General features: G+C 62.8%; 19 protein-coding genes. 11 read left to right on the top strand and 8 right to left on the bottom strand.

Annotated features, from left to right (window positions below; genetic code table 11):
- Positions 1-246: 246 nt before the first annotated feature.
- The gene (locus tag SJ05684_RS08225) at positions 247-6408 is read right to left on the bottom strand and encodes an apolipoprotein A-IV repeat region-like domain-containing protein (RefSeq protein WP_034857548.1); all 6162 of its coding nucleotides are present in this window, start codon (positions 6406-6408) and stop codon (positions 247-249) included.
- A gap of 524 nt (positions 6409-6932) precedes the next feature.
- Here SJ05684_RS08225 and SJ05684_RS08220 point away from each other — a divergent pair.
- Positions 6933-7301: an Hpt domain-containing protein gene (locus tag SJ05684_RS08220; RefSeq protein WP_034857550.1), complete on the top strand. Its 369-nt coding sequence runs from the start codon at positions 6933-6935 to the stop codon at positions 7299-7301.
- 224 nt (positions 7302-7525) lie between these two features.
- A complete protein-coding gene (locus SJ05684_RS08215; protein ID WP_034857551.1) occupies positions 7526-7846 on the top strand; it encodes a 2Fe-2S iron-sulfur cluster-binding protein in 321 nt (106 codons plus the stop codon).
- A 696-nt stretch (positions 7847-8542) separates the two neighbouring features.
- Here SJ05684_RS08215 and SJ05684_RS08210 read toward each other — a convergent pair.
- Positions 8543-9172, bottom strand: a complete 630-nt coding sequence (locus tag SJ05684_RS08210) for a DUF922 domain-containing Zn-dependent protease (RefSeq protein ID WP_034857552.1) — start codon at positions 9170-9172, stop codon at positions 8543-8545.
- A gap of 286 nt (positions 9173-9458) precedes the next feature.
- Between SJ05684_RS08210 and folP the strand changes: the two genes are divergently transcribed.
- The 4 genes from folP to SJ05684_RS08190 are packed head-to-tail and all read left to right on the top strand — an operon-like array spanning position 9459 to position 11805.
- A complete protein-coding gene (folP, locus tag SJ05684_RS08205) occupies positions 9459-10328 on the top strand; it encodes a dihydropteroate synthase (RefSeq protein WP_034857562.1) in 870 nt (289 codons plus the stop codon).
- Positions 10325-10696: a dihydroneopterin aldolase gene (gene folB / locus SJ05684_RS08200; protein WP_034857553.1), complete on the top strand. Its 372-nt coding sequence runs from the start codon at positions 10325-10327 to the stop codon at positions 10694-10696. The genes folP and folB overlap by 4 nt, the downstream gene beginning before the upstream one ends.
- On the top strand, positions 10683-11207 hold the full coding sequence (gene folK, locus SJ05684_RS08195; RefSeq protein WP_034857554.1) for a 2-amino-4-hydroxy-6-hydroxymethyldihydropteridine diphosphokinase: 525 nt from the start codon (positions 10683-10685) through the stop codon (positions 11205-11207). Before folB ends, folK begins: the two co-directional genes overlap by 14 nt.
- Before the next feature lie 25 nt (positions 11208-11232).
- Positions 11233-11805, top strand: a complete 573-nt coding sequence (locus SJ05684_RS08190) for a dienelactone hydrolase family protein (RefSeq protein WP_050980129.1) — start codon at positions 11233-11235, stop codon at positions 11803-11805.
- A gap of 99 nt (positions 11806-11904) precedes the next feature.
- Here the strand turns inward: SJ05684_RS08190 and SJ05684_RS08185 are convergent, their stop codons facing one another.
- The 4 genes from SJ05684_RS08185 to SJ05684_RS08170 form a co-directional block, all read right to left on the bottom strand.
- A complete protein-coding gene (locus SJ05684_RS08185) occupies positions 11905-12459 on the bottom strand; it encodes a hypothetical protein (protein ID WP_034857555.1) in 555 nt (184 codons plus the stop codon).
- A 128-nt stretch (positions 12460-12587) separates the two neighbouring features.
- A complete protein-coding gene (locus tag SJ05684_RS08180; RefSeq protein ID WP_034857556.1) occupies positions 12588-13664 on the bottom strand; it encodes a YcjF family protein in 1077 nt (358 codons plus the stop codon).
- Complete coding sequence (locus SJ05684_RS08175) at positions 13661-15121, bottom strand: YcjX family GTP-binding protein (RefSeq protein ID WP_095694236.1); 1461 nt, start codon at positions 15119-15121, stop codon at positions 13661-13663. Before SJ05684_RS08175 ends, SJ05684_RS08180 begins: the two co-directional genes overlap by 4 nt.
- Before the next feature lie 119 nt (positions 15122-15240).
- A complete protein-coding gene (locus tag SJ05684_RS08170; protein ID WP_034857568.1) occupies positions 15241-15777 on the bottom strand; it encodes a SixA phosphatase family protein in 537 nt (178 codons plus the stop codon).
- A 415-nt stretch (positions 15778-16192) separates the two neighbouring features.
- Between SJ05684_RS08170 and dksA the strand changes: the two genes are divergently transcribed.
- Positions 16193-16612 (top strand): RNA polymerase-binding protein DksA, encoded by a 420-nt coding sequence (gene dksA / locus SJ05684_RS08165; protein ID WP_034857569.1) that lies wholly within the window; start codon positions 16193-16195, stop codon positions 16610-16612.
- A gap of 220 nt (positions 16613-16832) precedes the next feature.
- Here dksA and SJ05684_RS08160 read toward each other — a convergent pair whose 3' ends face one another.
- Positions 16833-17768, bottom strand: a complete 936-nt coding sequence (locus SJ05684_RS08160) for a flagellar biosynthetic protein FliO (RefSeq protein ID WP_034857570.1) — start codon at positions 17766-17768, stop codon at positions 16833-16835.
- A 369-nt stretch (positions 17769-18137) separates the two neighbouring features.
- Here SJ05684_RS08160 and cckA point away from each other — a divergent pair, with 369 nt between their 5' ends.
- The 4 genes from cckA to SJ05684_RS08140 all read left to right on the top strand — a co-directional run bounded on the left by cckA (position 18138) and on the right by SJ05684_RS08140 (position 24548).
- The gene (gene cckA / locus SJ05684_RS08155) at positions 18138-20753 is read left to right on the top strand and encodes a cell cycle histidine kinase CckA (RefSeq protein ID WP_034857571.1); all 2616 of its coding nucleotides are present in this window, start codon (positions 18138-18140) and stop codon (positions 20751-20753) included.
- Between the two features lie 732 nt (positions 20754-21485).
- Positions 21486-22487, top strand: coding sequence for an ABC transporter substrate-binding protein (locus SJ05684_RS08150; RefSeq protein ID WP_034857572.1), 1002 nt, complete (start codon positions 21486-21488; stop codon positions 22485-22487).
- Positions 22488-22588: 101 nt separating this feature from the next.
- On the top strand, positions 22589-23476 hold the full coding sequence (locus tag SJ05684_RS08145) for an ABC transporter permease (protein ID WP_095694235.1): 888 nt from the start codon (positions 22589-22591) through the stop codon (positions 23474-23476).
- Positions 23469-24548, top strand: a complete 1080-nt coding sequence (locus SJ05684_RS08140) for a quaternary amine ABC transporter ATP-binding protein (RefSeq protein ID WP_034854951.1) — start codon at positions 23469-23471, stop codon at positions 24546-24548. Before SJ05684_RS08145 ends, SJ05684_RS08140 begins: the two co-directional genes overlap by 8 nt.
- Positions 24549-24616: 68 nt before the next feature.
- Here SJ05684_RS08140 and SJ05684_RS08135 read toward each other — a convergent pair whose 3' ends face one another.
- Positions 24617-25663: a GlxA family transcriptional regulator gene (locus tag SJ05684_RS08135; protein WP_050980017.1), complete on the bottom strand. Its 1047-nt coding sequence runs from the start codon at positions 25661-25663 to the stop codon at positions 24617-24619.
- Positions 25664-25704: the final 41 nt, after the last annotated feature.

Genomic DNA, 25704 nt, shown 5'->3' with positions numbered 1-25704 from the left:
CGGCCCGCCATTACAGCATATGCGTGGCTGCAAAACGACGCGACGCGCTTTGGGCCCTTGTCACGGCGTATGACCCAAGAATCGCCGCACACTTTTGGGCGACATGCATTACTGCCTTGCGCGTCTTTTCAGACGCGCAAGGCAGACGCAACTCCATCTCACACCGAGCGCATAGCCGAAAAAGGAAGAACGGCCCCACCTTGCGGCGAGGCCGTTGTCCTTGGCGTCCGATCCAGACGTTTGGCGTCAGTTGAACCGGCCAGCGGCGTGGGCGAGCATGGTGTAGACCTTGCCCGTATCCGACGTCAGATAAGTCTGCGTGATGCGCTTGTCGGGGTCGTTGCGCGCCACATCGGACAGCAGCTTCTCGAAGTCGGCGATGTAGCGGTCCACCGCGGTGCGGAACTCGGGTTCACGGTCGTATTTGCGCTTGATCTCGTCGAACGTTTGCTGGCCCTTCAGCGTGTAGAGACGCCGGGTGAAGACGTCGCGCTCGCCGCGCTGGTAGCGCCGCCAGAGCTCGACCGAGGCGTCGTGGTCGATCGCGCGCGCAATGTCGACCGAAAGCGAGTTCAGCGATTCGACCACGTGACGGGGGTTACGATTATCACCGGCGCGTGCGACCGGCTGACTTTCGGCCGGGCGCGGCCGTGCCGGCTGCGGCTCCTCCTCGCGGGAGGCGGCGCGTAGCAGATCACGCATCCAGCCGCCGCCTTCCTCGGCCCGTTCCTCGACAGCCGGCGAGCGGGCAGGCTGCAGCGGCCGTGTCGCCTGTTCCAGCCCAAGGCTTCCGCGCAGCGCACCGGCCGGGACCGGCTGCTGCACGACGGGTGGTTGCGGCGCGGCTGCCTGTTGGGACATGGCTGCCTGTTGGGGTGCGGCCGGCTGCGGGGCGGGAGCGGGGGCAGGAGCGGGCGCGGCGGTCATTTTCGGCTGGGCGACCTCGAGCTGCGTCGAGGACTTGCCGATGATGTCCGACAGTTCCTGCAGCGCCTTGATCTGCTCGCCGACGGCGCGCCGCATGAGCGCGGCATTCTCCTTGGCCTCTTCCGGCAGGTCGAAGGCGCCGCGCTTCAACTCTTCGCGCGTCATGTCGAGTTCCTTGCGGATCTCGCCGGCGGAACGGCGAATATCGTCGGTGGCGCCGCTGAAGCGGTTGATCGCCTCGTCGATCGCCTGGCGGACAGCCTCGCGCAACTGCGTTGCCACGCCATCGGACTTTTTGCCGCTTTCCGCGAGCATCCGCTCGATGTCTGCGACAGAAGCGCCGACGCCGTTGCGCAGCCGCGAGGTGACGTCCTTCGCCCGCTCTTCCGCGCTGGCAAAGGCGCCTTCGAGTGCCTGACCGGCATCGTCGCCCGCTTTGGCAATCGCCTGGCGCAGGGCTTCGGAGGCGCTGAGCGCGCGGCCCTCGACCTGGGATAGTGTCCTGTTGACGTCGGCAAAGGAGCCTTCGACGCCGGAGCGCAGTGTATCGGCAATCTCGCGCGAGCGTTCCTCGGCGCGCGCGAAGACGCCTTGCACCGAAGCGGCCGCTTCATCGCCGGCCTGTCCGAGTGTGTTGCGCATGGCTTCCGCCGCCTCGGCCGCCCGCTGCTCGGTGGTCGACAGCAATCGACCGACATCGGCAAAGGAGGACTGAATGCCGCTGCGAAGGTTGCCCACAACCTGTCCGGACCGCTCTTCCGCCCGCTGGAATGCGCCGTCGACGAAGCCTTCCAACGCGCGCATGGTGCGTTCGATTTCTTCCGAGCGCTGAACGAGGCCGACCGAGAGCGTGCGCAGGGCGTCCTGACGCTCCTCGAGCGTGGTGACGAGGTTCGACTGGGCGGCGGACAACAGCTCGGAGGCTTGGCCGAGCACTTTCGAATGATCGTCGAAGCGGCCAACAATGCCGGCGACCTGCGAGAGCGTCGAGGAAGAAATGTCGGACAGCTTGTCGACCTTGCCTTCGATAAGGCGCGTGGAGGTGGACAGCATGTCGGAGGCCTGCCGGGTGGATTCGGAGACCTTGGCGGCGGTTGCTTCCAGACGCTGATCCATATCGCCGAGATTGTTACTGGCCTGTTCGATGACCGATGCAATCGCGGAATTGTTCGCCGCGAGTCGGTCGATAAGCCCCATCGCGGTCGATTGCAGGCGGTTTTCGACCATCTTCATCGCCTGTGCGGTCTCGTCGGCACGCAGCGAGATGGCCTCCAGGGTTTCGCTGGTCCGCTCCGTGATGGCGTTGACGAGAGACGCGCTCTCGGAACGCAGGCGATCGGCGCTCTCCTGGGTGAGCGTGGCAATGGCCTCGGCGGCCTCCTTGCCCGTGGCGGCGTATTGGTCGATCACCGGGCGCGCCTTCTCGTCGATCAGGCGGGAGAGCTCGAGCGAGCGGCCAGCCAGCATCGAGTTGAGCTCGCGGGTGCTTTCATCGAGTGCGCCGCGGATCGACTGGCTGCGCGCTTCGAGCGCCTTTTCTGCATCGGTCAGGCTCTGCTGGATATTCTGGGTGTGGTTGGCGATCTGGCTGTGCGTCGAAGCCAGGCGTGCCGTTGCCGTGTCGGCGGCATCGGCAACCGAGCGGGCGAGGTCCGCCTGACGGGCGGCCGTGGCCGAGGTGGCTTGTTCGAGCGATGCGGCGAATTCCGCGTTTCGGGCGGCAAGGGTGCTGGCGAACTCCGAGCCCGTCCTGGACAGGATCTCGGCCGAGCGCGCAGCCTCTGCGTCGATCTCCTGCGTGGCATCGCCGACGGCGCCGCGCAGGCTGCTGACGAGCGCCGCCGCCTTGCCCTCGAGCGTCCGGTTGACGTTCTCAAGGCCAATGTTGAGGGCGCGGTCCATCGTGCCAAGGCGCTCCTCGATCCGGCCGGCGCCGGATTCGAGGGCGGAGGAGATGCGGGTTGCGGCGGTTTCGGTGATCCGGTCGATCTCGCCCGCCCGTTCGCCAAGGCTCTCGGCAATACGCTGACCGGCATTGTCGACGATAGCGTTGACGCTTCCGACGCTGTCGCGAATCCGTCCCTCGAGCGAGCCGAGGCTCGTTTCGATGCGAGCGCCGGTGTCGTCAACGACGGCGTTGACGCTACCGACACTGCCGCGGATACGCTCCTCAAGGGAACCGATTGTCGTTTCGATCCGGCCGCCGGTGTCATCGACGATAGTGGTGACGGTATTGACGCTGTCGCGCACCCGGTCTTCGAGCGACCCGAGGCTCGTTTCGATACGGGCGCCGGTATCGTCGAGGCGGCTGTTGATGCCGTTGATCGAGATATCGACACGATGGGTGAGCGAGTCCGCCGCGAGGCTGATCTGATCCGCCGTTTCCGCAAGGCGTTCCGCAATGGTGCCCGTCGTCGAGCGCATGCGGACGTCGAGCGCTTCGGTGCTGCGGTCGATGGCGCCGGCGAGAGCGGCCTGGCGCTCCTCCAGGGTCATCTCGAGCATGGAGGCACTGGTCGCGAGCGTCGTCGCCACCGCCATGGTCTGGTCGGACAGCAGTTCTTCCAACTGCTCTCGGCCCTGGCCCACGGCCAGGTTGATCGCATTGATCCGGTCGTCGAGCGTCGAGCGGATCTGGTTATGGGTCGCGGACAGGGTGTCGCGCAGATGCTCGGCTTTTCCGGAGAGCGTCTGCTCGATTTCCGCCGCCTTGCCGGCGAGCGATGCAGTCGCTTCCGAGGTACGCGCGGTGAGCGCCTCGGCAATCTCCGAGCTGGTGCCTGTCAGCGCATCGGAAATCTTGCCGACGCGGCTGCTCAGGTCCTCGGCGATGCGGGCACTGGTATCGGTCAGAGTGTCGGCGATCTGGCTGACGCGGCCCCCGAGGTTTTCGGCGACCTCCGACACGCGATGCGAAAGCTTGTTTTCGATCTCGCCGACCCGGTCGGTCATGGTCTCGGCAACTGCCATCGCCCGGAAGGTCAGGTTGTCGGCAACGTCCTCGGCGTGACGGCTGAGCGTGTCCGCCATTTCGTTGGCGCGCGTCGACATGGTCGAACTGATCTGCGCCGCGCGCTCTGAGAGCACGCCGTCGAGCGCCGTCGTTTGGTTGGACAGCGTCTCGGTAATGGTCTGGCCGCGTTCGGAAAGGACCCCGTCAAGAGCGGCCGTCCGGCTGGTGAGCGCCTCGGTAATTGCCCGGCTGCGCTCGGAAAGGACGCCGTCAAGAGTGGCCGTCTGGCCAGTGAGCGTATCGGCGATTGCCTGGCTCCGCTCGGTCAGCACGCCCTCGAGGGCGGTCGTCTGGCTGGTGAGCGTTTCGGAGATCGCCTGGCCGCGCTCGGAGAGGACGCGGTCAAGCCGGTCGGCCGTATTGTTGACGGCACCCTCAATCGTACTGGTGCCGGTGGCGAGGGCGGTCGAAAGCGCAGCCGTGCGCTCGGACAGCGTATTATCGAGCCGATGCTGGCTTGCCGCGATCGCACTGGTGATCTCGTCGGTGGATCCTGTGAGCGTCTGTTCGATGCGCGCATGGGCCGACTGCAGACCGTCGATGAAGGCGGAGGTCCGCGAGTCGAGCCCTTCGGTGAGGCGTTGTTCGCTGGTCGTCAGGGCATTGGCGAGCGCGTCCGCGCGCTGGCCGAATCCGCCCTCGATGCGCTCTTGCGCATCCTTGAGCGCCGCCATGAGCGAGCCGGTCTTTTCCGAAAGCACGCCGTCGATGCGGCTGTGCGCGTCGCCGATGAGATTGCTGAGCTCCGTGGTGCGGGTACCGATCGTTTCCTCGATGAAATCCTGGGTCGCGCCGAGTGCCGTCGCCAGGGTCAGCGACTGATCCGAAAGCGCAGAGCCGATCTTCTCGATGCTGCCGTCAAGGGTGCTGCCGATCGTATCCGCTCCACCCGAAACGGTTTCGTTGATGCGGTGCAGGCTTTCCATGAGCTTGGAGTCGAGCATGCTCGCGCGCTTGTCGAAGGCGCTCGCGAACTCGTGGAAACGCTCGTCGAAGGCGGTGGCGAGCTGCCCGACGGTCGTCTGCAGCTTTTCTTCGAAGAAGCCGCCCCTGAGGTCGAGATCCATGATCGCATCGTCGGCGCTCGATTTCAGGCTCTGGCGGAAGCTCGCGCCCTTTTCGTCGAGGGCCGCATTGAGGGACGTCAGCACCTCGTCGAGGCCGCCGGCGATCGCCTGCTGACCGACGCTCAAACTTTCATTGAGATCACGCGTGCGCGCGATCAGGGTCTCGTTCAGCTGGCGGGCGCGCTCATTGAGGGCCGCATTGAGCTTTTCCGTGTTGGCGTCGAGCGTTGAGGCACGAGTCTCGAACTGGCTGAGCAATTGCTCGCCGCGCTTTGTCAGCGTGTCGCTGAGCGCGTCGAGACGGGCGTCGAATTCGCTGCTGAGCGTCTCGCCGGCGTTGTTCAGGCCGGAGAGCAGCGTGTCGGTACGGTTCGACAGCATCGCATCGAGGCTCTGCAGCGCGTGATCCGATTTCTCGCTGAGTGCCGCTGCGCGCGTGTCGATGAGCGATGCGAAGGCTTCACCGGAAACTGCGATGCGCGATGCGATGTCTTCGCTCGCGAGTTCGAGATCGTCCTTCAGCTTGTTGTGCGCGCCGGCAATTGCCGAGCGGATGCGTTCGGAATGGCCGATGATCGCCTCGCGCTCCAGTCCGAGCTCCTGGACGAGCGTGCGTACGCGCAACTCGTTCTCGCTGTAGCTACGCTCCAAGGCATTGACCTCGGAGTGCACGAGCGCTTCGAGTTCCGTCGCACGGGCGATTGTCCGCTCGATGCCTTCGTTCATGGCCGAGACTTCGCGCCGAACCGCCTGTCCGACGGTCATCACGCGGTCGGCAGCTGCGGTTTCGGGCTCGGCGAGCCGCAGGGCGACCTCGGCCATGGACCGCGCCGCATTACGCAGCTCCTGCGCGCGCGCAATCATGACCGCGAAGGAGAAGAACAGCATGACCGGCAGGGCTATGCCAAGCAGGAGACCGATTGCACCCGGTGTGGCCGCCAGATCGCCGAGCGAGCGAATCTGCCAGATCTGCGGTGCATAGAGAAGATGGCCGACCCCCAGGCCGGCAACGACCCAAACCGCGGAGATGAGGCCGGCAACCCGGATCGCCGCGCGATTTGCGCGCCCCTCGAAAGCGCGAAGCAAGGCAGCGGGCGACCTGCGCGTGTCGTCATTGGCAGGAGAAAGCGGCGGTTGCTTCGGCGCAGATTCAGGAGCGAGGCTGCGCGGCGGCTCCGCCTCGCGCGGCGTCTTGAAGCCCTCCTGCTGTGCCCTCGCAGGACGGGCCTGTTCGGATGCTGCCGACTTCCTGCTAGGCTCCGACACCAGTTCCTCCGGATCATCCAAGGACGTCTTGTCGTTCAAGGCCGACTTCAGGTCGTCAAAGTCGATCTTCAGTGCCGCCTCCAGAGCCTGGAAGGCCTTCTCGTCGATCGACTCGTTGCTCTTCTTCGTCGCCATAGGGATACGCCTCACTACTTTTGCCCACTGATGGCCGCCTCCGCGGCGCCGCCGGACGGGCCACAAGACATCCTGAACAGGGCGGTGCCTACAGGATACGCGCACCGCATCTGCGCAATATCATGACGGATCACCGATTGCATCGCCTCGATGGAATAGCCGCTGTCGCCGCATCGGGACACCGCGCGCTGAGCTTATCCACCAGAACAGTTGCCATTTTCATATGCATGCATGTTCCTAATCGTATCGTAGTGACACATTAGCCAGTTTCTTACAATTAAGCGCAATCGGCATTCACCGAAATCCTAACGTTTCGTTAACGACAAGATCAGCCGCAGGCATCAGAAGCCAAGGAAATCAGCCGCTTTAATGGCCGTTAACCATGCCACGAAATTCCTGCCCCGATTGTGCCGCCTTTTAAGCCGATGGCAGCGGCGCCCGCGGACGATATCTGTCTGAAAACGGTGCGTTCTCGCATTGCAATATTTGTATCTCGCAATGCAGTAAAATTAAAGGGATTGGCCATGGCGGCACTCAAAATAGCTTTCGACACACCCGATCATCCGGGAAATCCTGCTCCAATTGAAAGAATGCCGATCGATTTCGCTCATCTCGAAGGGCAAACGATGGGGGACAAGGGGCTCGAGATGGAAATTCTCCAGCTCTTTGCCCGCCAGGCACGCCGGGCGATGGCCGAGATTGGAAGCGGAGATGCCAACGCGTGCCGTGAGGCTGCGCACCGGCTGAAAGGCGCAGCGCTCGCCGTTGGTGCGCGAGTTGTCGCGGATGCGGCGGCCGCGCTCGAGAGGCAACCGGCGGATGCGGCTCTGCGGGGCGCCGTCAGTGTCGCTGTGCTCGAGACCGAGCTCTTCATCTTGAAACTTTGTCGCTGATCCAGGCGTTGTCCGACGGGTCGTGCCTCGGATGACTTGGGCGCGCGGGCTCCGCCGAACGCGGTGATGCGTGGACCGTCGCAGAGGCGCACGGCGGTCCGTGTTGACTGGCCGCCTGATATGTTGGAAGAAACGCCTCGAATTCAGCCCGCAACGACCCCTGCAGCACCGCAGGATCGGAGCGCTTGTCGACCGATCCCCATCAATTCAATCCGGAATGAGAAATGACAAAACTTACGATCGTAGCCTTTGACGGCACGCGCCATGAACTCGATGTCGAGAACGGCTCCACGGTCATGGAGAATGCGGTCCGCAATTCGGTGCCGGGTATCGAGGCCGAATGCGGCGGCGCCTGCGCCTGCGCGACCTGTCATGTCTATGTCGACGAGGAATGGTCCGCGGCGGTCGGCGCTCCGGAAGCAATGGAAGAGGACATGCTGGATTTCGCCTACGACGTACGGCCGACGTCGCGTCTATCCTGTCAGATCAAGATGAGCGAAGCCCTGGATGGGCTGATCGTTCATGTGCCCGAGCGTCAGGCCTGAGCTGCCGAGCGCATCGGCCCGAAAATCGGAACCGATCTTCGGAAAGCTCGATGAGAAGATGCGCTGTAACCGCTTCTTCTCGGCATTCCCTACGTCACCCGCAAAAAAAATGCCTCGCTGGTCGCGTCGACGAGCGAGGCAAGGGGGGCGTATCGCAAACAGATGAGGGAGGGGACATCTGCTGCACCAAGACACGCCAGGAGAACCTGCGTTGCCTCACGGCCGGGGATATTCATCAAGTATCCCAAGCAATGACGCCAAACATCCATCAAGGCCGAAACTCAAGCGCGAAGTCTTACTGTCGACCTGCAACTAATTCTGTAAACCCTCGAGCGGTTGAACTTCCGCTCTGCCGCTCGTTTCATGTTGTGAATATAGCTGAGTCGCGAGTCCGCCGCTATCGTTAGAATCCGCCAATAAAATACTGTGGGTTTGTGGCGACCAGAATGGGGCGGATGCGCGCGATCGCCCCTCTTTCAACCGGGGCGGCATCGATCGTGGCTGATCTTGAAACTGCAGCGCCGCGCGTCATTCAGACGCGCGAAGGTCGTTGCAACGTCTCGAAGCTGCGCATCGATCCTTCCGAAAATTGGTTCCAATTTCGGGCCGATGCAAAAGGCGCGTCGCGATCAAGCGTTCTCGTGCGACGTGCATGTCGTTGCCCCAAAACCGCTGCACACTTTTGGGCGACATGCATTAGTCCTGAGCTTTTTTCAGCCTATCCAGCCGGTATTGCAGCAATCTAACCATGCGGCGGTCGAAATTTGCGGCCTCGGTGCGGTCGAAACGCGCCTGATCCTTGTCATGGCGCTCGACTTCTTCGGCGCTGACCTCGGCGACGCGGGCCTGCATGCGCTCGCAATCGGCCTCCGGCCTGAGGGACACCAACGCCTTCTCCATCTGACGGGCATGGAGGCGAGCGATCTCGGCATGGCGCTCCTCATGCCGCTTTATGTCGGAGGCCAGCGTATCCCATACGAGCGCCAGATCGGGGTTGGCCTGCCTGCGGTGTTTCCAGCGCGGCAAGATAATGCGGGTGCTGAGCGTCACGCGCGCCGAGCCGACGGCGCACCGCCCGTTACGGCTGACATAGGTTACCGTGCCGCCGAACTTGATGCGTGTCGCACCGGGGTGGCGTGAGCCGGTGCTCGTCATCAAGGGACCGGTGGCGGCGAGCGCCTTGTCGAGTTCTGCCGCCGTGCGTCCGCCAATCGAGAAATAGGAGACGCTCTTGCTGATCACGGTTTCCCCGGAGGCGCTGCCAAGCGGCAAGCCGACGAGCAATGCGACGAGTGCGGCTTTCAGCGAAACGGGCGCTCGGGACATGATTGTTACTCTTTGATTGAACTTCACCCAAGCTTGGGGCATAGCCGGGGTGAGCGCAATAGAAATCGGAGCTGCCTACGGCGCCTTGCGTCGTGTTACACGCAGGAGGATCGCTGCGGGGCTTTAAGCTTTCTGCATGTCTTTGCCCTTAAATCCAGGCCGATTTAAGGAGACATGCAGGAGGTCGATCGATCTCCGATCCGCAAGGTCGCCTGCGTGCTGTTTTCGACTTTGCGCCTTAGTTCGAGGAAGTGTTGATGCCGTTCGAGCCGCGGACCGCCGGATGATGACCGATAATCCATTTCAAATCTCCCATTGGAAGCTGGCGCATGGACGCAGTCTCGAACTCGGAGCGCGCGGCGTCTTGATGGCGATCATCAATGTGACGCCGGATTCATTTTCGGACGGCGGCCGTTACATGCAGGCCGAGGCCGCCGTTGCGGCTGCGCTCAGGGCGGTGGAGGAGGGGGCAGCGATCCTCGATATCGGCGGCGAGTCGACCCGGCCGGATGCGGAACCGGTCAGCGCCGAAGAGGAGCAGGCGCGCATCCTGCCGGTGATCGCGGCCCTGGCGCGCCAGTCGGATGCGATCATCTCCGTCGACACCTACCGCGCCGAAACGGCCCGGCTTGCGGTGAGGGCCGGCGCACATATCGTCAATGACGTGCACGGCCTGCAGCGGGAACCGGCAATCGCCGGCGTGGCCGCCGAGACGGGTGCGGGGCTTTGCATCATGCATACGGGTCGCGATCGCCAGAAGCTTGCGGATGTGATCGAGGATCAGTGTCGTTTTCTTGAACGGTCCCTCGAGATTGCCGCCGATGCCGGAATATCGCGCGAGCGGATCGTGCTTGATCCGGGCTTCGGCTTTGCCAAGGACACGGAGGAAAATCTGCAGCTGATGGCGCGTTTTGGCGACTTGCACCGCTTTGGCTTGCCGATTCTTGTGGGCACGTCACGCAAGCGCTTCATCGGCGCGGTCACGGGGCGGGACGCCCAGGCCCGCGACGTCGGCACGGCCGCGACGACCGCGCTCCTGAGGGCCGCCGGCGCCGCGATTTTTCGGGTGCACGATGTCGCAATCAACAGGGATGCGCTGATGATCGCCGATGCTATGCTGGCGGAACAGATCAGCCGACGGGACATGGAGCCATGACTGCAACCTACACGATCACCCTGAAGAACTGTGCCTTCTTCGCCCGCCATGGCGTGCTCGACGAGGAAGAGTTCCTGGGACAACGCTTCTTCGTCGATGCGGAACTCGAAGTGGAGCAGGGCACTGCGCTGATGGAGGATTGCATCGACGACACCGTACATTACGGCATCGCCTTTGCGGAGATCGAGCGGATCGTCACCGGACGCAGGCGCTATCTGATCGAGGCGCTGGCGCTGGAGGTCGCAAAGACGCTCTGCGCGCGCTTCAACCAGGTCAGGCGGGCGAAGGTCTCTATCCGCAAGCCGAATGCGCCGGTCCCGGGCATTCTGGATTATGTCGAGGTCACGGTCGAGCATGTCGCCGAATAAGGTCTGGCGCCGTGCAATGCTCGGCCTTGGCGGCAATATTGGCAATCCGCGCCGGGCAATGGCGCAAGCGTTGACGGCGCTCGATCAACGACCGGACTGCCGCATCACCGCCGTGTCGCGGCTCTACCGCACGCCGCCGTGGGGGAAGACGGACCAGGACTGGTTCTTCAACGCCTGCGCGCAAGTCGAGACGACGCTCGATCCGGAAAAATTGCTGGAGACCTGCCTCGAGATCGAGCGGCTGATGAAGCGGGTCCGCAAGGAACGCTGGGGCCCGCGCACCATCGACATGGATCTCCTGACCTTCGAGGGCGCGCGCGCCGCAAGCGAAACGCTGGAACTGCCGCACCCGCGCATGACCGGGCGCGGCTTCGTGTTGATGCCCCTTGCCGACTTTGCGGCGGATCTCGAGGTTAAGGGCCGGACCGTCGGTGAGTGGCTTGCCGATGCCGACGTCCAAGGGATCGAGGTCGCCGACGAGAGCCCGACCTGGTGGCGCTCGGTCGATTGAGGTTCATATCTCAAGGACGTGGGATATGCGTGTACTGGTGGTGACGGACATTCATGGCAAGCCCGGCGCGGCGGATTGCCTGTCGCGTCAATTTCCCGGTCGGGCGCGAATGGTCGTCCGCACCATCGGTTTGCCGGAACTGCTTGGTGTGGACTGTACAGGGGAGGGCCTGCACCGGCATCTTGTCGCCGGCGACGGATTTGTGCGGGCCGCCCAGCGCCTCGTCGACGTCGCGGAGGATGCGGACGTGGCCCTCGGCTATAGTGCCGGCGGGATGGTCCTGTGGCAGGCTGCGCTTCACGGATTCTCGCTCGCCCGGCTGATCTGCCTCTCCTCAACCCGGCTTCGCCAAGTGAGCGCTGCCACAATGCCCGTGCCGGCCCTGGCCATCTTCGGACAGAGTGACTCGAACAGGCCCGCCGACACATGGAACGCCGGCTCGGGCGTGGAAACATTCATTATCCCGCGGGCCGGGCACGAGTTCTACGTCGCGAACAGTGCCGCGCGAGACCTTTGTCTTGCGAGGATGGTGGACTTCCTGAGCCGGTCAAGAGCCGACATTTCGGGCTACTCCGACTCCGCAAATCGGACAATCTGACATCCCGCAGGCATCCGCAGTCGAGGGACATGGATGTTTCGACCTCGCTCGCGTTAGCCGCGAGTACTGGCGCGGACGGCATCACGAGCGGCGCGCTTCCTATTCGATCGAGCCGACGGCGATGTCGTCCATCTGCCGGTTGAGGCTGACGCCGATCACCGGCACCATCGTTTCCTCGACCTTGACGGAGATCGTGATGTTCATCGTCTCTGCGTCCTGCAGCCGGGCGATCATCGCGCCGTTCAGCTTCTTGCGGTTGATGCCGACGACGACCTTGTCCTTGGCGACATTGCCGGAGACGATGTCGAGGCCCTTGCCATCCGCGCCGTCGAGGAATTTGCCGGTGTAGCTGCTGCCCTTCTGCTTGATCGTTGCGGACATCGGCTGTTTGAAGACGCCGACACGGCAGAAGCCGTCAAGTTTGATTCCGGCCGTTGGACCCGAGGTCGGTTCGCCAATCAGGTCGCAAGTGAATTTCGTGCCCTTGTATTTGCCGGCAACGATCTCGCCCGGACCCTTCCATTGGCCGGCGACCTTTTCGAAAAAAGCCTTGTCGCGGGTGCCGGAGAATGCCGGCGTGGCTGCGCCGACGGCGGTCGCTGCAAGCACAACGGCTGCAACGCCGCGAACGATCAAAAGAGGGCGCGAGAACATAAACGATCCTTGATGGGTGAGCGTCCAAACCTGTTTAACAGATTGCGCGAAAATGGTTAATGGAGCGTTTCCTTGGCAGTCGCCGAACTGCATGATCCCGCCCAAAATTGGTGAGAAATCGCCTCGCATCAAAGGCCAGGCGCGTCCTCGGTTCGTGAGGTGCCCGGCGCCAAATCAGCCAGGAAGTCGCCTATGCCCGGACGTTTCAATGCGCGGAACGGCATGGGTCGGCAAAGGTCCATCGCAGCGATGCCGATCCGGGCGGTCATCAACCCGTTGATCACACCTTCGCCGAGCCGGGCGGAAAGCTTCGAAGCGAGACCGTGACCGAGGACTTGTTGCACAAGACTGTCGCCAACGGCAATCGACCCGGTGACCGCCAGATGGGCGATGACGTCGCGCATCAGTCTCAAGAGGCCGAGCGTGCCGGGACGCCCTCCGTAAATCTCCGCCATGGCGCGGATCATCCGGGCCGATTCGTAAAGGACGTAGCCGATGTCGATGAGCGCGCGGGGGCTGACGGCCGTGACGATCGAGACACGCTTCGAAGCCGAAAGGATGATCCGGCGGGCGTCGCGATCGAGCGGCGTCAACAATTCGCGCTCGGCCAGTTCAACGAGATGCGGAGCGTCGATGATGTCTCCTTCCGTTTCCGCAAGCCGCGCCCGGCCCCTTGCCGTCCGGGGATTGGCGGCAAGCAGGTGGACGAGCTTCGAAATCGCCGCGCGCGCCGCCTTTCCGTTTCCCAATGCCGCCGCCTGAGCGACATCCGTTTTCAGCGTCTGGATCGCCGTCAGCTGCATCATGCCGGCAAGCTCGCGGGCGATGACGATCAGGAAGGCGAGGATGCCGATCACCACGACCGCGATTGCCGCATAGCCCAGCCAATCGGTGCGCGAGAAGAGATCGCGGACGAGTTGGTCGATCCAGAGGCCGATGGCGAGCGAAACGACTATCGCGGCCGCGCCGACCGCCACCTTGCCGAAGGAGAACCGGCGCCGGCGCGGGCGTGCCTCGGGTGGGGTGAGCGCTTCGGCGGCGGCGGTGGTCTCGATGAAAGGATCCTCCGCATCGGAAGTCATGATCACCTTGTCGTCGAAGCTCGCCGGGGAACGCTGTGCCGGCTCCGGTGAGCCCCGGCGTCTCTCCTCTTCGACCGAAAAGGCGGAAGGTTTGCGGTGGCGATGTTTGAATTCGTCATTCATGCCAGACGATCTCCAAGCAGGAACTGCATGGCCCGGTCGAGCCGTATATGCGGCACGGATAGCTTCAGGCCACCGCGCGTCTCCTCGAGATGCGGCGGGCGGAAGCGGACGAAATTGAGCTCCGGTAGCGGGTGGTTCGTGTCCTTGAGCAGAACATCAGGATTTTCTGGTAAGTCTCCGGGAAATATCGCTGTTTTCTTCTCCCCGTCAAAGATCTCCCCATTGATCCGCTCGCCGGCGATCGGCGTGCCGACGATCACCGGCAGAGCGTGGCCGTCATGGTTCACCGTCGCCTCACGCGTGGCCCGGACGGAGGCGAGCGCCATCACGTCCAGACCGGCGCCGCTCATGCCGATGCGCTCGGCCGCGCGGCTGACGAGGCGTGCCGCGATGCGCTCGAGCCGGTCATGGCTTTCATGATGCAGGTGATCGGCCTTCGTGGCCGCAATCAGCACCCGGTCGATTCGGCGCGTGAGAAAGGAGGATAGCCAGGAATTGGTGCCTGGTCGGAAGCAGGCGAGCACGTCTGCGAGCGCCTGCTCCAGATCCAGCAACGCTTCCGGCCCGCGATTGATGGCCTGCAAGGCATCGATGAGCACGATCTGCCGGTCGAGACGGGCGAAGTGCTCGCGGAAGAACGGGGTTACCACATGTGTCTTGTAGGCCTCGTAGCGCCTTTCCATCATCGACCAGAGCGATCCCTTCGGCGGACGGCCCTCCGGCAGGTCGGGGAGCGGCGAAAAAGTAAGCGCAGGTGAACCTTCGAGGTCGCCGGGCATCAGGAATCGTCCGGGCGGCAGCGTCGACAGCGACCGGTCGTCCTCCTTGCATGCCTTGAGATAGGCGGTGAAGCTGGTGGCGAGGCGGCGGGCGTCACCCTCGTCGGCCGCCGTCGCTGCGCCGATCGAGGAGGCGAGCGCCAGCCAGTCGCCCGAGAGGCTCCCACGGCTGCCGGAGCGGGCACGTTGAACGGTCGATTCGCTGAACTGGCGGAAATCCTGCGAAAGCAACGGCAGATCGAGCAGCCATTCGCCCGGATAGTCGACAATATCGATCGAAAGCCGTCCGGGAGAGAACATCCGGTTCCAGCCGCTCGCGCTTTCGTAGTCAAGCGTAATGCGCAATTGCGAAATCGCCCGGGTCGAATCCGGCCAGGTGCGGTCGCGCACCAGAGCGGCAATATGCTCTTCATATTGAAAGCGCGGAACTGCATCGTCGGGCTGCGGCTCCAGGCGTATCTTGGAAACGCGACCGGAGCGGACCGGCTCGAAAAGCGGCAGGCGCCCGCCGTTCAGAAGGTTGTGTACGACCGACGAGATGAACACGGTCTTGCCCGCCCGCGACAGGCCGGTAACGCCGAGCCGGACGGAGGGGTTGACGAGACCGGACGCACGGTCGGCAAGAGTGTCCAGCGCGATCAGCGCATCGTCTTTGAAACTGGTGAGAATCGACGCCAAGTGTCTCCGTCCCTTGGGAAATGTTCATCGACGCGGCGCTGTCGCCGGGATAGCACGTGGTCCGCGTCGTCCCTCGTGGCGATATAGGAAATGTTTCAGGCGGTACAACGAGGGACGGTTCATCGCCTTTCGGCTTCTTCCGGGGCCGGCACCAGCAACATGCCGAGAGCCGCCGACCAGATGCCGCCGGGTGTCGGGCGTGCCGGGAAATCGATGATGGCAAGCCCCGCGGGCGGGTAGCCGTCGCCAAGCGCCGCGGCGGCCATTTCCCCGCCGAGGATCTGGTGGAAGAGTTCCTCGATCATGGGATTATGTCCGAGAAGCATCAGCGAGTCTCGGTGTGCATGCGCCTCCACCAGGTTCCTGTAGGTGCTGGTCGGGCCGCTATAGAGCTGGTCGATATAGTGGATGTCGAGGTCTTCGCCGAGGGTGCGGAAGAGCGGTTCGGCAGTCTGGCGGCAACGCAGCGCGGTCGAGCAGAGGATCACATCCGGCCGGATGCCGTGATCGGCAGCAGCCTGCGCGGTCAGCTCGGCCTCCGCATATCCCGTGTCGTCGAGCGCGCGGTCAAAATCCCGTTGCCCCGGCATGGCCCAGCCTGAACGGGCGTGGCGAAGGAGAAAGAGGCGGAAGGCTGGTACGGTGCTGTGTTGCATAAAGGCATCCGCTGCTTGTGTGCGTTCGGCTCGGGCATCGGGCCGCCGGCGTGAGGATGCGCGGGCGGTCGGCTACCTTGTCCCGCCGCGGGTACAAAGATCAAGTCCACGTTATCTGCTTTCCTTGTGGCAGGCGTTCTATTGAAATGGCGCTTATGTGCACCAAATGTCGCAATCCCACGTGCGGCCGGGCATTCCGTTGAGGGCTAAGCGAATTTTTGGAAAGGCTCAATTTTCAGTGGAAGAACGAAATCCGGCGCTCACGCTCTCATGTGTAATTTTGATGGAATATTCGCCAGTTAGCCTGAAATGCAAGCATTGGTAAAATGCTCTTCATTGTGGGGCGCAAGGCTTGAATCGGGGCTTCCATAGGTCTATACACCGCCGCAATGAGATGTTCTTCAGGAGAATCGCGTTGAGTGAGAAGATCGATCTTAGTACCTATGTCCTCTCCGAGGACGAGGAATTCATGAATGCCAATCACCGGGCATATTTTCGCGCGAAGCTGAATGCCTGGAGAAACGATATCCTTAGAGAAGCCCGCGAGACGCTGGATCATTTGGCAGAGGAGAGCGCCAATCATCCGGATCTCGCAGACCGCGCCTCCTCCGAAACCGACCGTGCCATCGAGTTGCGCGCCCGTGACCGTCAGCGGAAGCTTATCGCCAAGATCGATGCTGCGTTGCAGCGCTTGGATGAGGGCACCTACGGCTATTGCGAGGAGACGGGTGAGCCGATCGGCCTGAAGCGGCTGGATGCGCGGCCGATCGCAACGCTCTCAATCGAGGCGCAAGAGCGCCACGAGCGCCGCGAGAAAGTCTATCGCGACGAGTAAACCTACAGACTTGCAGTATTTTTAACGGCGCGGCTTTGACCGCGCCGTTTTTCATTGGCTTCAGAAATTCGAAGTAGCCTTTCGGGCATGGCGCTCGACGAGCTGAGGCAGCGGCTATCCAACTCTGGGCCGGGCATCTTTCCGCCAGGATCAGAGGCGATGGCCTCGGCCCTGACGAATACCTGCTCCGGCAGAATGTTTCCATTTAACCAGAAAGGCTCTAGGGCTTGCGACCGGCGGAGATGTCGGCAAGCATCCGCGTCATCTCCTCGTCGATTGTCGTTTCCCTACTGGCTTCCGGGGGTGTCACGCCAAGCATGGGTTCCTGGCGGACGCTTGCCGCAGGGCGGCTCGGCTGTCTCGCTGCGCCCGCCGGGGCAAGGCGCTGCAGATCGCTGCTGATTTCCGCGTCGAGCATGCGCTCGAAATCCACCGTTTTCTCGGTGGTCGCAGGCCGAACCGCGACGGGCTGTGGCTGCCTCGGCTCTGCCGGTGCCGATTGCTGTGTCGGCCGCGTCCCTTCGGCTGCTCTTGCCATCGGGAGAACGCGGTCGCCCGGTACGGTTGAACTCTCCTGCCGCGGCTCTACGGCTGAAACGGGCGCAATGGCAGGGGCAGCCGACTGGAATCTGGTAAAAGGCTGCTCCTCCGGCCGTGCCGCGGGAGCGGGGCGTGGAGCGGCGGCCGCAACGAGAGGAGGAGCCGGTTCTGTGCGGACGGAGGGGCGCACCGTCTCATCCACTCGCATCGTCCGCATAGGTTCGGCGGCGCGCGTTTCTTCTTCCACCTTTTGCGGCTTTTCTTCCGGCTTTGCCGTCGCGACCGGGATATGGCTCTCGTCTGAAGGCGCGGTGCCCGGTGCCGTATCGTCCGCAACGATGCGGCTCTCGATGACGATATCCGTCGGGCCGCCGATCATGATCAGATGCTCGACGTCGTCGCGGCGGACGAGCACGAGCCGCCTGCGTGTATCGACGGCGGCGGCATCGAGCACGGCAAGTCGCGGCTGCCTATTCCTGCCGCCACGGACGAATGGGGAAGACGGTTTGCGGCGAATGATCCAGAGCACGGCCACGAGGCACAAAAGACCGATGGCAACGGCTCCAGCGGCGATGATGAATCGGCTACCGTTGTCTCCGACGATCGTTTCCAACATGCACTGAACTCCTTTCGCCGCCCGATTGGCAGCAATTGACGGCTTTTTTCGGGCCGCGACAAGCCGACGCCCGACATTCCCTGTGAATTGACTGCTTCCCTTCCGCAGAGACGCTTTTTGCTGTTATCTCTGATTGTTAAAGATGATTCCAGTTCGACTGACGGGGAGCAGGGGCGGCGGGTGCCGGTTCGCGAGGACCGCGTCGGATGCCGGCCACCGCATATCCTTTAACCGGACCCGTTTTAGGGATATGCAGGAAATTAAAGTATCACAGCGGCCCTGTGCCTCCGCATGGGATGCGCGGCGTTGTGAGCGGGCGGGGCGATGCCGGAGGGCAGCGAACGAACCCGCCAGCAGGGTGAGGACCCGATGACGAAATTGCGGCAGTCAGGTGACTACCAGATGCCGGTCGTTGACCGGGGAGTACGGCCGGGTACGGTATTCCGGATCATTGTCCTGGCGATCGTCCTGACAGCATCGGCCGCCGCCTTCGTCGTCTTCAAGAACCAACTTGAAAACGAGATCGTGCTCGGCATTCTCGGCGTGCTGGCAATGGTCGGGATATTCTTCCTGGTTTCCTCTGTAATCGGCTTCATCGAGGTCATGCCGCAGTCGCGGCCGGACGAGTTGGCGCGCGCCTTTCTGGATGGCCACGAAGACGGAACGATCGTCACCGATCGCAAGGGGCGGATCATCTACGCGAATGCCGCCTATGGCGCGCTGACCGGTGCCAGGACCGCCGCGGGCATCCAGTCGCTCGAGACGATCCTTTCGCGAAACCGTGAAGCGACCGAGGCGATTTATCGTCTGACCAACGGCTTGCACGAGGGCAAGCAAGGGCATGAGGAATTTCGTCTCCTGAAGCCGCTGGCGAACGGTGCGGGCGGCTCCGGGGCGCGTTGGTTCCGCCTGAAGGCGCGCGTGCTGCCGCTGGAAGACGCCGACAGCAACCCGCTCTATCTGTGGCAGATCGCCGACATCACCGCCGAACGCGACGATCAGGAACGTTTCTTCAAGGAATTGCAGAACGCGATCGATTATCTCGACCACGCGCCGGCGGGCTTTTTCTCCGCCGGGCGCAAGGGCGAGATCTTCTATATCAATGCCACGCTCGCCGACTGGCTGGGAATCGATCTCACCAAGTTCCAGCCGGGATCGTACAGCATTGCCGATCTCGTCGCGGGCGAGGGGCTGACGCTCGTACAGTCCGTCCAGGCGGAGCCGGGGCTGAAGAAGACCAAGGTTCTGGACCTCGACCTGCGCAAGATGAACGGCCAGAGCCTGCCGGTGAGGTTGATCCATCGCGTCTCCTCGGCGCGGGACGGGGCACCGGGCGAGAGCCGGACGATCGTCATGTCGCGCGAGGGCGATGACGGCGACCAGTCGGCCTCGAACGCGGCGATGCGTTTCACCCGCTTCTTCAACAACACGCCGATGGCGATCGCGTCGGTGGACGGAAACGGCCGCATCCTCAAGACCAACGCGCCGTTCCTGAAACTCTTCGCCGGTCTCGTTTCGCAGGACGACGTCGAGCGCGGCCTGCTGATCGAGGCCGTCGTGCACGAGTCGGAACGGACCCGGCTCGCTGAAGCCCTGGCCGCCGCGAAGGACCGGCAAAGCGACATCGCCCCGATAGACGCATTGCATCCGACGGACGACGGACGTCATTTCCGCTTCTATGTGAATGCCGTCATCGATCAGAGCGATCAGGCGCCGGACGAGGCGGCAATCATCTATGCGCTGGAAATTACCGAGCAGAAGGCGCTCGAAAAGCAGATGGCGCAGACGCAGAAGATGAATGCGGTCGGAACGCTCGCCGGTGGCATCGCGCATGATTTCAACAACGTGCTGACGGCGATCCTGCTTTCCGCCGACCATCTGCTGCTGTCGGCGCGGCCCGCGGACGCGGCCTTCGCCGATCTCATGGAAATCAAGCGCAATGCGAACCGCGCCGCGGTGCTGGTACGGCAGCTGCTAGCCTTCTCGCGCAAGCAGACGATGCGGCCGTCGGTGCTCAATCTCACCGACGTCATCGGCGATCTCCGGATGCTCGTCGACCGGATGACCGGCACCAATGTCAAGGTCGAGGTGGAGTACGGTCGCGATCTCTGGCCGGTGAAGACGGATCTCGGACAGTTCGAACAGGTGCTTCTCAACCTTGCCGTCAATGCGCGCGACGCGATGCCGGAAGGCGGAATCATCACGCTCAAGACGCGGAATCTGACGGCTGGCGAGGTCGCAGCGCTCGGGCGGCGGGAACTGCCGGAGGAAGACTACGTGATGGTCGAGGTCTCCGACCAGGGCACTGGCATTCCGCCGGAGATCATGGACAAGATCTTCGAGCCGTTCTTCACGACCAAGGAGGTCGGCAAGGGCACCGGCCTCGGCCTTTCGATGGTTTACGGTATCGTCAAGCAGTCGGGCGGATACATCTATCCGGAATCGGAAGTCGGCAAGGGCACGACGTTCCGTATCCTGCTACCGCGCCATGTCGAAGCGATCGAGATCCGCGAGGAACCGGGGCCTGGCGAAGCCACTGCCGCGTCTGCCGCTGCACCGGCGAGCGAACGTGCCGCAGCGCCCGCGGCCGCGGCGGAGCCGACTGATCTCACCGGAGATTCCGCCGTCGTACTGCTCGTCGAGGACGAGGAAGCCGTTCGCCGCGGAGGCAAACGCATGCTCGAGACGCGCGGCTATACGGTTCACGAGGCCGGCTCGGGCGTCGAAGCGCTCGACATCATGGATGAGCTCGACGGCGCCGTCGACATCGTCGTATCGGATGTTGTGATGCCGGAAATGGACGGGCCGACGCTTCTGCGCGAGCTGCGCAAGAAATATCCGGACCTGAAGTTCATCTTCGTCTCCGGCTATGCGGAAGACGCTTTCGCACGCAACCTTCCGGCCGACGCCAGGTTCGGCTTCCTGCCGAAACCGTTTTCGCTCAAGCAATTGGCGATCGCCGTTCGGGAGATGCTGGACTCGTGAGCGTGAGCGCGTTTGCAGCCGTCGGCTGCAGCGCCCTGCGTCTTTGAAGCCCGTTTCCGTCCGGCTCAACACCGACCTTTGCGCGTCTGAAAGACGCGAGGCGATGAAAGTGCGCCGCTTGGCTCTCGAACCTGAACGTGGCGCCGTTGCAGTGCCGATAGATCATCATACGCTGTGAGCAATGTGCGGCTCGGCGAGTCGCAATGTCACGCGGGAACGCCGGGCATAGGCAAATCGTAGCTCCGGACACAGCATATCTTGCCTTGCAGGGGAACGACTTCGTCCTCGAAGGACGTTGGAGGGGCACGCCGAATGAACGCGGTTCATTTCGGTCAGCGTCGGAGGCATGGTCTGAATAGGTCAAGAGCGAACAGGAATGCACTCCGTCTCGAACAGATCAGTGCCGGATGGAATTTGCTCGATCTTCGAATGAGCGTATCGAGCCTTGCGAGCGCGTTTGGCGCCGCGAGGCATCTGTCGACGCGTCTTCATGGCGCGATACAAACCCAAGGATGCAAGTCCCCGGGCGATCGCTCCTGCATGCCCCCGAGATATTCAATCATCGGTTTCACCGCCGTTGTGAGGCAGAGGCTAGAGCACGGAGGACGTGTTTAGCGGCTGTCAACGGCGCTGGAGGAAGTCGGCAAGCGCGGGGCACCGTGGCTGCCGCAGGAGCGGGTAAACGCGGCAGCCCCGCTCCGTGATAAACGCCGCATTCAAGAGGGAACGTTGATGAAGAAACTACTTGGGTCCACATGCCTTATGCTGGGTCTGCTCGGCGGGGTGTCCGCGTCGAACGCCGCGGAGTGCGGCAGCGTCACCATCGCCAGCATGAACTGGCAGAGCGCTGAGGTCCTGTCGAACATCGACAAAATCATCCTGAACGAAGGCTACGGTTGCAGCGCCGACATCACAATCGGCGACACCGTGCCGACGATCACTTCGATGGTCGAAAAGGGCCAGCCGGACATCGCGCCGGAAGCATGGGTCGACCTGTTGCCGGATGTCGTCAAGCGCGGCATGGACGAAGGCAAACTGGTCACCGGAGCGACGGCTCTGCCCGATGGTGGCGTGCAGGGTTGGTGGATGCCGAAATACATCGCGGACGCTCACCCGGACATCAAGACCGTGGGTGATGTCCTGAAACATCCGGAACTCTTCCCGGATCCGGAAGACTCCAGCAAAGGCGCCATCTACAACGGACCTCAGGGCTGGGGCGGCACCGTCGTGACTTCGCAGCTTTACAAGGCCTACGAAGCCGAGAAGGCGGGCTTCACGCTGATCGACACGGGCTCTGCTGCCGGCCTCGACGGCTCGATCGCCAAGGCTTACGAGCGCCAGCAGGGTTGGGTCGGATACTACTGGTCGCCGACCGCGCTGCTCGGCAAGTACGAAATGGTCAAGCTCGAAGCGGGCGTGCCGAACGATCCGGACGAATGGAAGCGCTGCAACACGGTAGCCGATTGCCCCGATCCGAAGCCGAATGCCTGGCCGATCGATCGCGTCGTCACGCTCGTGGCAAAGCCCTTCTCCGAAAAGGTCGGTCCCGAGGTCATGGACTACTTGAACAAGCGTTCCTGGAGCAACGAGACGGTCAACAAGCTGATGGCCTGGATGACCGACAACCAGGCGACCGGCGAGGAAGGCGCCAAGCACTTCCTCGAGGAGAACGAGGAAATCTGGTCGAAGTGGGTTTCGCCGGACGCTGCCGAGAAGATCAAGGCGGCGCTTTAAATAAGCCGAACTGACACGCGGCGCACGAAAGTGCGCCGCGTTCATCCCGCCCAAACAAAACAAAAACAGGCTCAGCCGGCTTCTTCAAAAAGGGGAACCGAATGGATTGGTTGTACGAATTTCCGCATATGAACGACGACTCCCTGCGCAATCTGAAGAAGATTATCGACGAGGGATTCCGGACCTTTACGCGCGCCTATGGTGAAGCCATCGAGGGCTTTTTCTCGCCTCTGCAGCATTTCCTGATTGCCGCCGAGCGTTTCTTGACGCAGACGCCGTGGCCGATCATCACGCTGATCATTCTCGCGATCGCCTGGGGCGCCAGCCGGAGCGTGAAAGTGGTGCTGGGCTGTCTCGTGACGCTGCTGACCATCGGCTATTTCGACATGTGGGACGACACGATGCGGACGGTGTCGATGATCTTCGTCTGTACCATCCTGTCGATCGCGGTCGGCATTCCGATCGGCATCCTGATGTCGCGGTCCGATCGCCTGCAAAGGGTGGTGAACCCGGTGCTCGACGTGATGCAGACGATGCCGAGCTTCGTCTACCTAATTCCGGTGGTGATGCTGCTCGGGATCGGCAAGGTGCCGGGCCTGATCGCCGTCGTCATCTACGCCATCCCGCCGATGATCCGCCTCACCAATCTCGGCATTCGCCTGGTCGACAAGGATGTGCTCGAGGCGGCGGACGCCTTCGGCTCGTCGAGCTGGCAGAAGCTGAAGAACGTGCAGCTGCCGCTGGCGCTGCCGACGATCATGGCCGGCATCAACCAGACGATCATGATGGCGCTTGCCATGGTGGTCATCGCCTCGATGATCGGCGTTCAGGGCCTGGGTCAGCCGGTTCTGAAGGCGATTGCCAACCAGTACTTCACGCTCGGCATCTTCAATGGCATGGCCATCGTCGGCATCGCCATCATCTTCGACCGCGTCAGCCAGGCCTATGGCAAGCGGCTGCAGAAGCACCTGGAGATCGTCCATGGCTGATCCCCACTTCGGCGGCATCAAGGTCCGCCATCTCTACAAGATCTTCGGGCCGAACGCGCAGGCGCATGTCGAGGCGGTCAAGAACGGCCTGACGAAGGCCGAGCTCAACGAGCGGCACGGGCACGTCCTCGGCTTGCGGGACATCAATATCGAGATCCCCTCCGGCTGCATCCAGGTGATCATGGGGCTTTCGGGCTCCGGCAAGTCGACGCTGATCCGCCACATCAACCGGCTGATCGACCCGACCGCCGGCGAGGTGCTGGTCGACGGCGTCGATGTCGTCAAGATGAACGCCCAGGAATTGCGGGCCTTCCGCAGGCATCAGACGGCCATGGTGTTCCAGAAGTTCGCGCTTCTTCCGCATCGCAACGTCCTCGAGAACACACTCTACGGGCTTGAGGTGCAGGGGATGGAGCGGGCGAAGGCGGTCGACATCGCCATGCGCTGGATCGAGCGCGTCGGGCTCGGAGGCTTCGAGAGCAAGTATCCGAACCAGCTTTCGGGCGGCATGCAGCAGCGCGTCGGGCTCGCCCGTGCGCTTTCCAACGACGCGCCGGTGCTGCTGATGGACGAAGCCTATTCGGCGCTCGATCCGCTGATCCGCATGGACATGCAGTCGGTGCTTCTGGACCTGCAGAAGGAGATCAGGAAGACGATTGTGTTCATCACCCACGATCTCGACGAGGCGCTGAGGCTCGGCGACCAGATCGCCATCCTGCGCGACGGCGAAGTCATCCAGCAGGGCACCAGCCAGGACATTGTGCTCAGGCCGGCCGACGAATACGTCGCGAACTTCGTCAAGGAAGTGAACCGCGGTCGCGTCGTCCATGTCGAGGCGGTCATGATGCCGATGCATCCGGGTTCTTCGCCGATCGGGATGCCGATCCAGGTGGGGACCACCATCGAGGATGCCATGCGCATGACCGCCCATGGCCCGGATGGCGATATCGCCGTCGTGGACGCCGAAGGCAAGCCGCTCGGCGTCGTCAACCTGCGCCAGCTCGCCGGCGCAATGGTCAGCGCCCATGGTGAGGCGCAACAGGCTGACGCCTCGCTGGCAAAGGTCATCTAAGCCGGTAATCTGGCGCCCGAAGAATCCGGATTCCTGTCCGGTTGGTACGGGCGCCAGTAATGCTTCAGTTACTTGGAACGAATTGCTTCAGCCTCCTGCATCTCCTTAGATAGGTCCGCAGAAGCACGGAATTGTTGCGGGGTGCCGTCGAAACGGCGCCGGAACAGTCGGCTTAGATGTGAGGAATCGCAGAAGCCGCTTTCCGCGGCAATCGAGGCGATGGACTTGTCCGTGTTCTCGAGCAGATGGCGGGCGTGTAAGAGCCGCATCTCGATAAAGGCCGACAGGGGCGAGCTTCCGAGCGCATCGCGGAAGTGCCGTTCAAGCCTGCGCTTGCCGACATTAAGATGCCGCGCGATTTCCGCAACGGATAGTGGCGTATCCAGGTTCTGCTGCATCAGCAGAAGCGCTTTCCGGACGAGCAGGTCCTTGGTACGGAAGTCAAGCGTGAGCCCCGGCTGCGGGGCTCCACCTTCCTCCGCGCCGCTGATCATCATGATGTTCAGGCTCTTCGTCGCTTGCGCCTTGCCGATATGCCTGTCGACGAGGAACGCTGCGAGATGCGCCGTGCTGGTGCCGCCCGAACACGTTAGACGATCGCGGTCGACCACGAATATCTGGTCCGACACCGGCTTCATCCGCTCGAACTGCGCGAGGAAGTCTTGATGGTGGAACCAGCTTACGCAGCAGCGATAGCCGTCCATCAGTCCGGCGCGGTGGAGGATGAATGTGCCGGTACAAAGGCCCACCAGCGGAATGCCCGCCGCGGCGGCCTCACGCAGAAATCCATCAATCCTGTCGTCGCTGCGGTCGATCTCGTCGAGAAGACCGCCGACCACGACGATATAATCGAACCGCTTCGGATTGCCGAACAGTTCCTGGGGCTGGATCGATACGCCGCAACTCGCGCTTACCGGCCTCATATCAGCGGCGATGACGCTCCACCGGCACTGGATCGGGCGGCTGCGGTCCCCTTCATCGGCGGCAAGCCGCAACACATCCACGAAGTTGGCGAAGGCGCAAAGCGTGAACCGGCGCAGCAGCACGAATCCAACTGACAGGCGCAAATGCTGGTAGCGGCGCTGGGAAATGGGGGAGACCTTGTTCGCCGCCATCGGTGTATGTCTCGTTTTTACTGTCGAAATGACGCAATCAT

Origin of the sequence: Sinorhizobium sojae CCBAU 05684 (assembly GCF_002288525.1) — a bacterium.
GTDB lineage: Bacteria > Pseudomonadota > Alphaproteobacteria > Rhizobiales > Rhizobiaceae > Sinorhizobium > Sinorhizobium sojae.
This window is presented reverse-complemented; position numbering and strand designations above follow the sequence as displayed.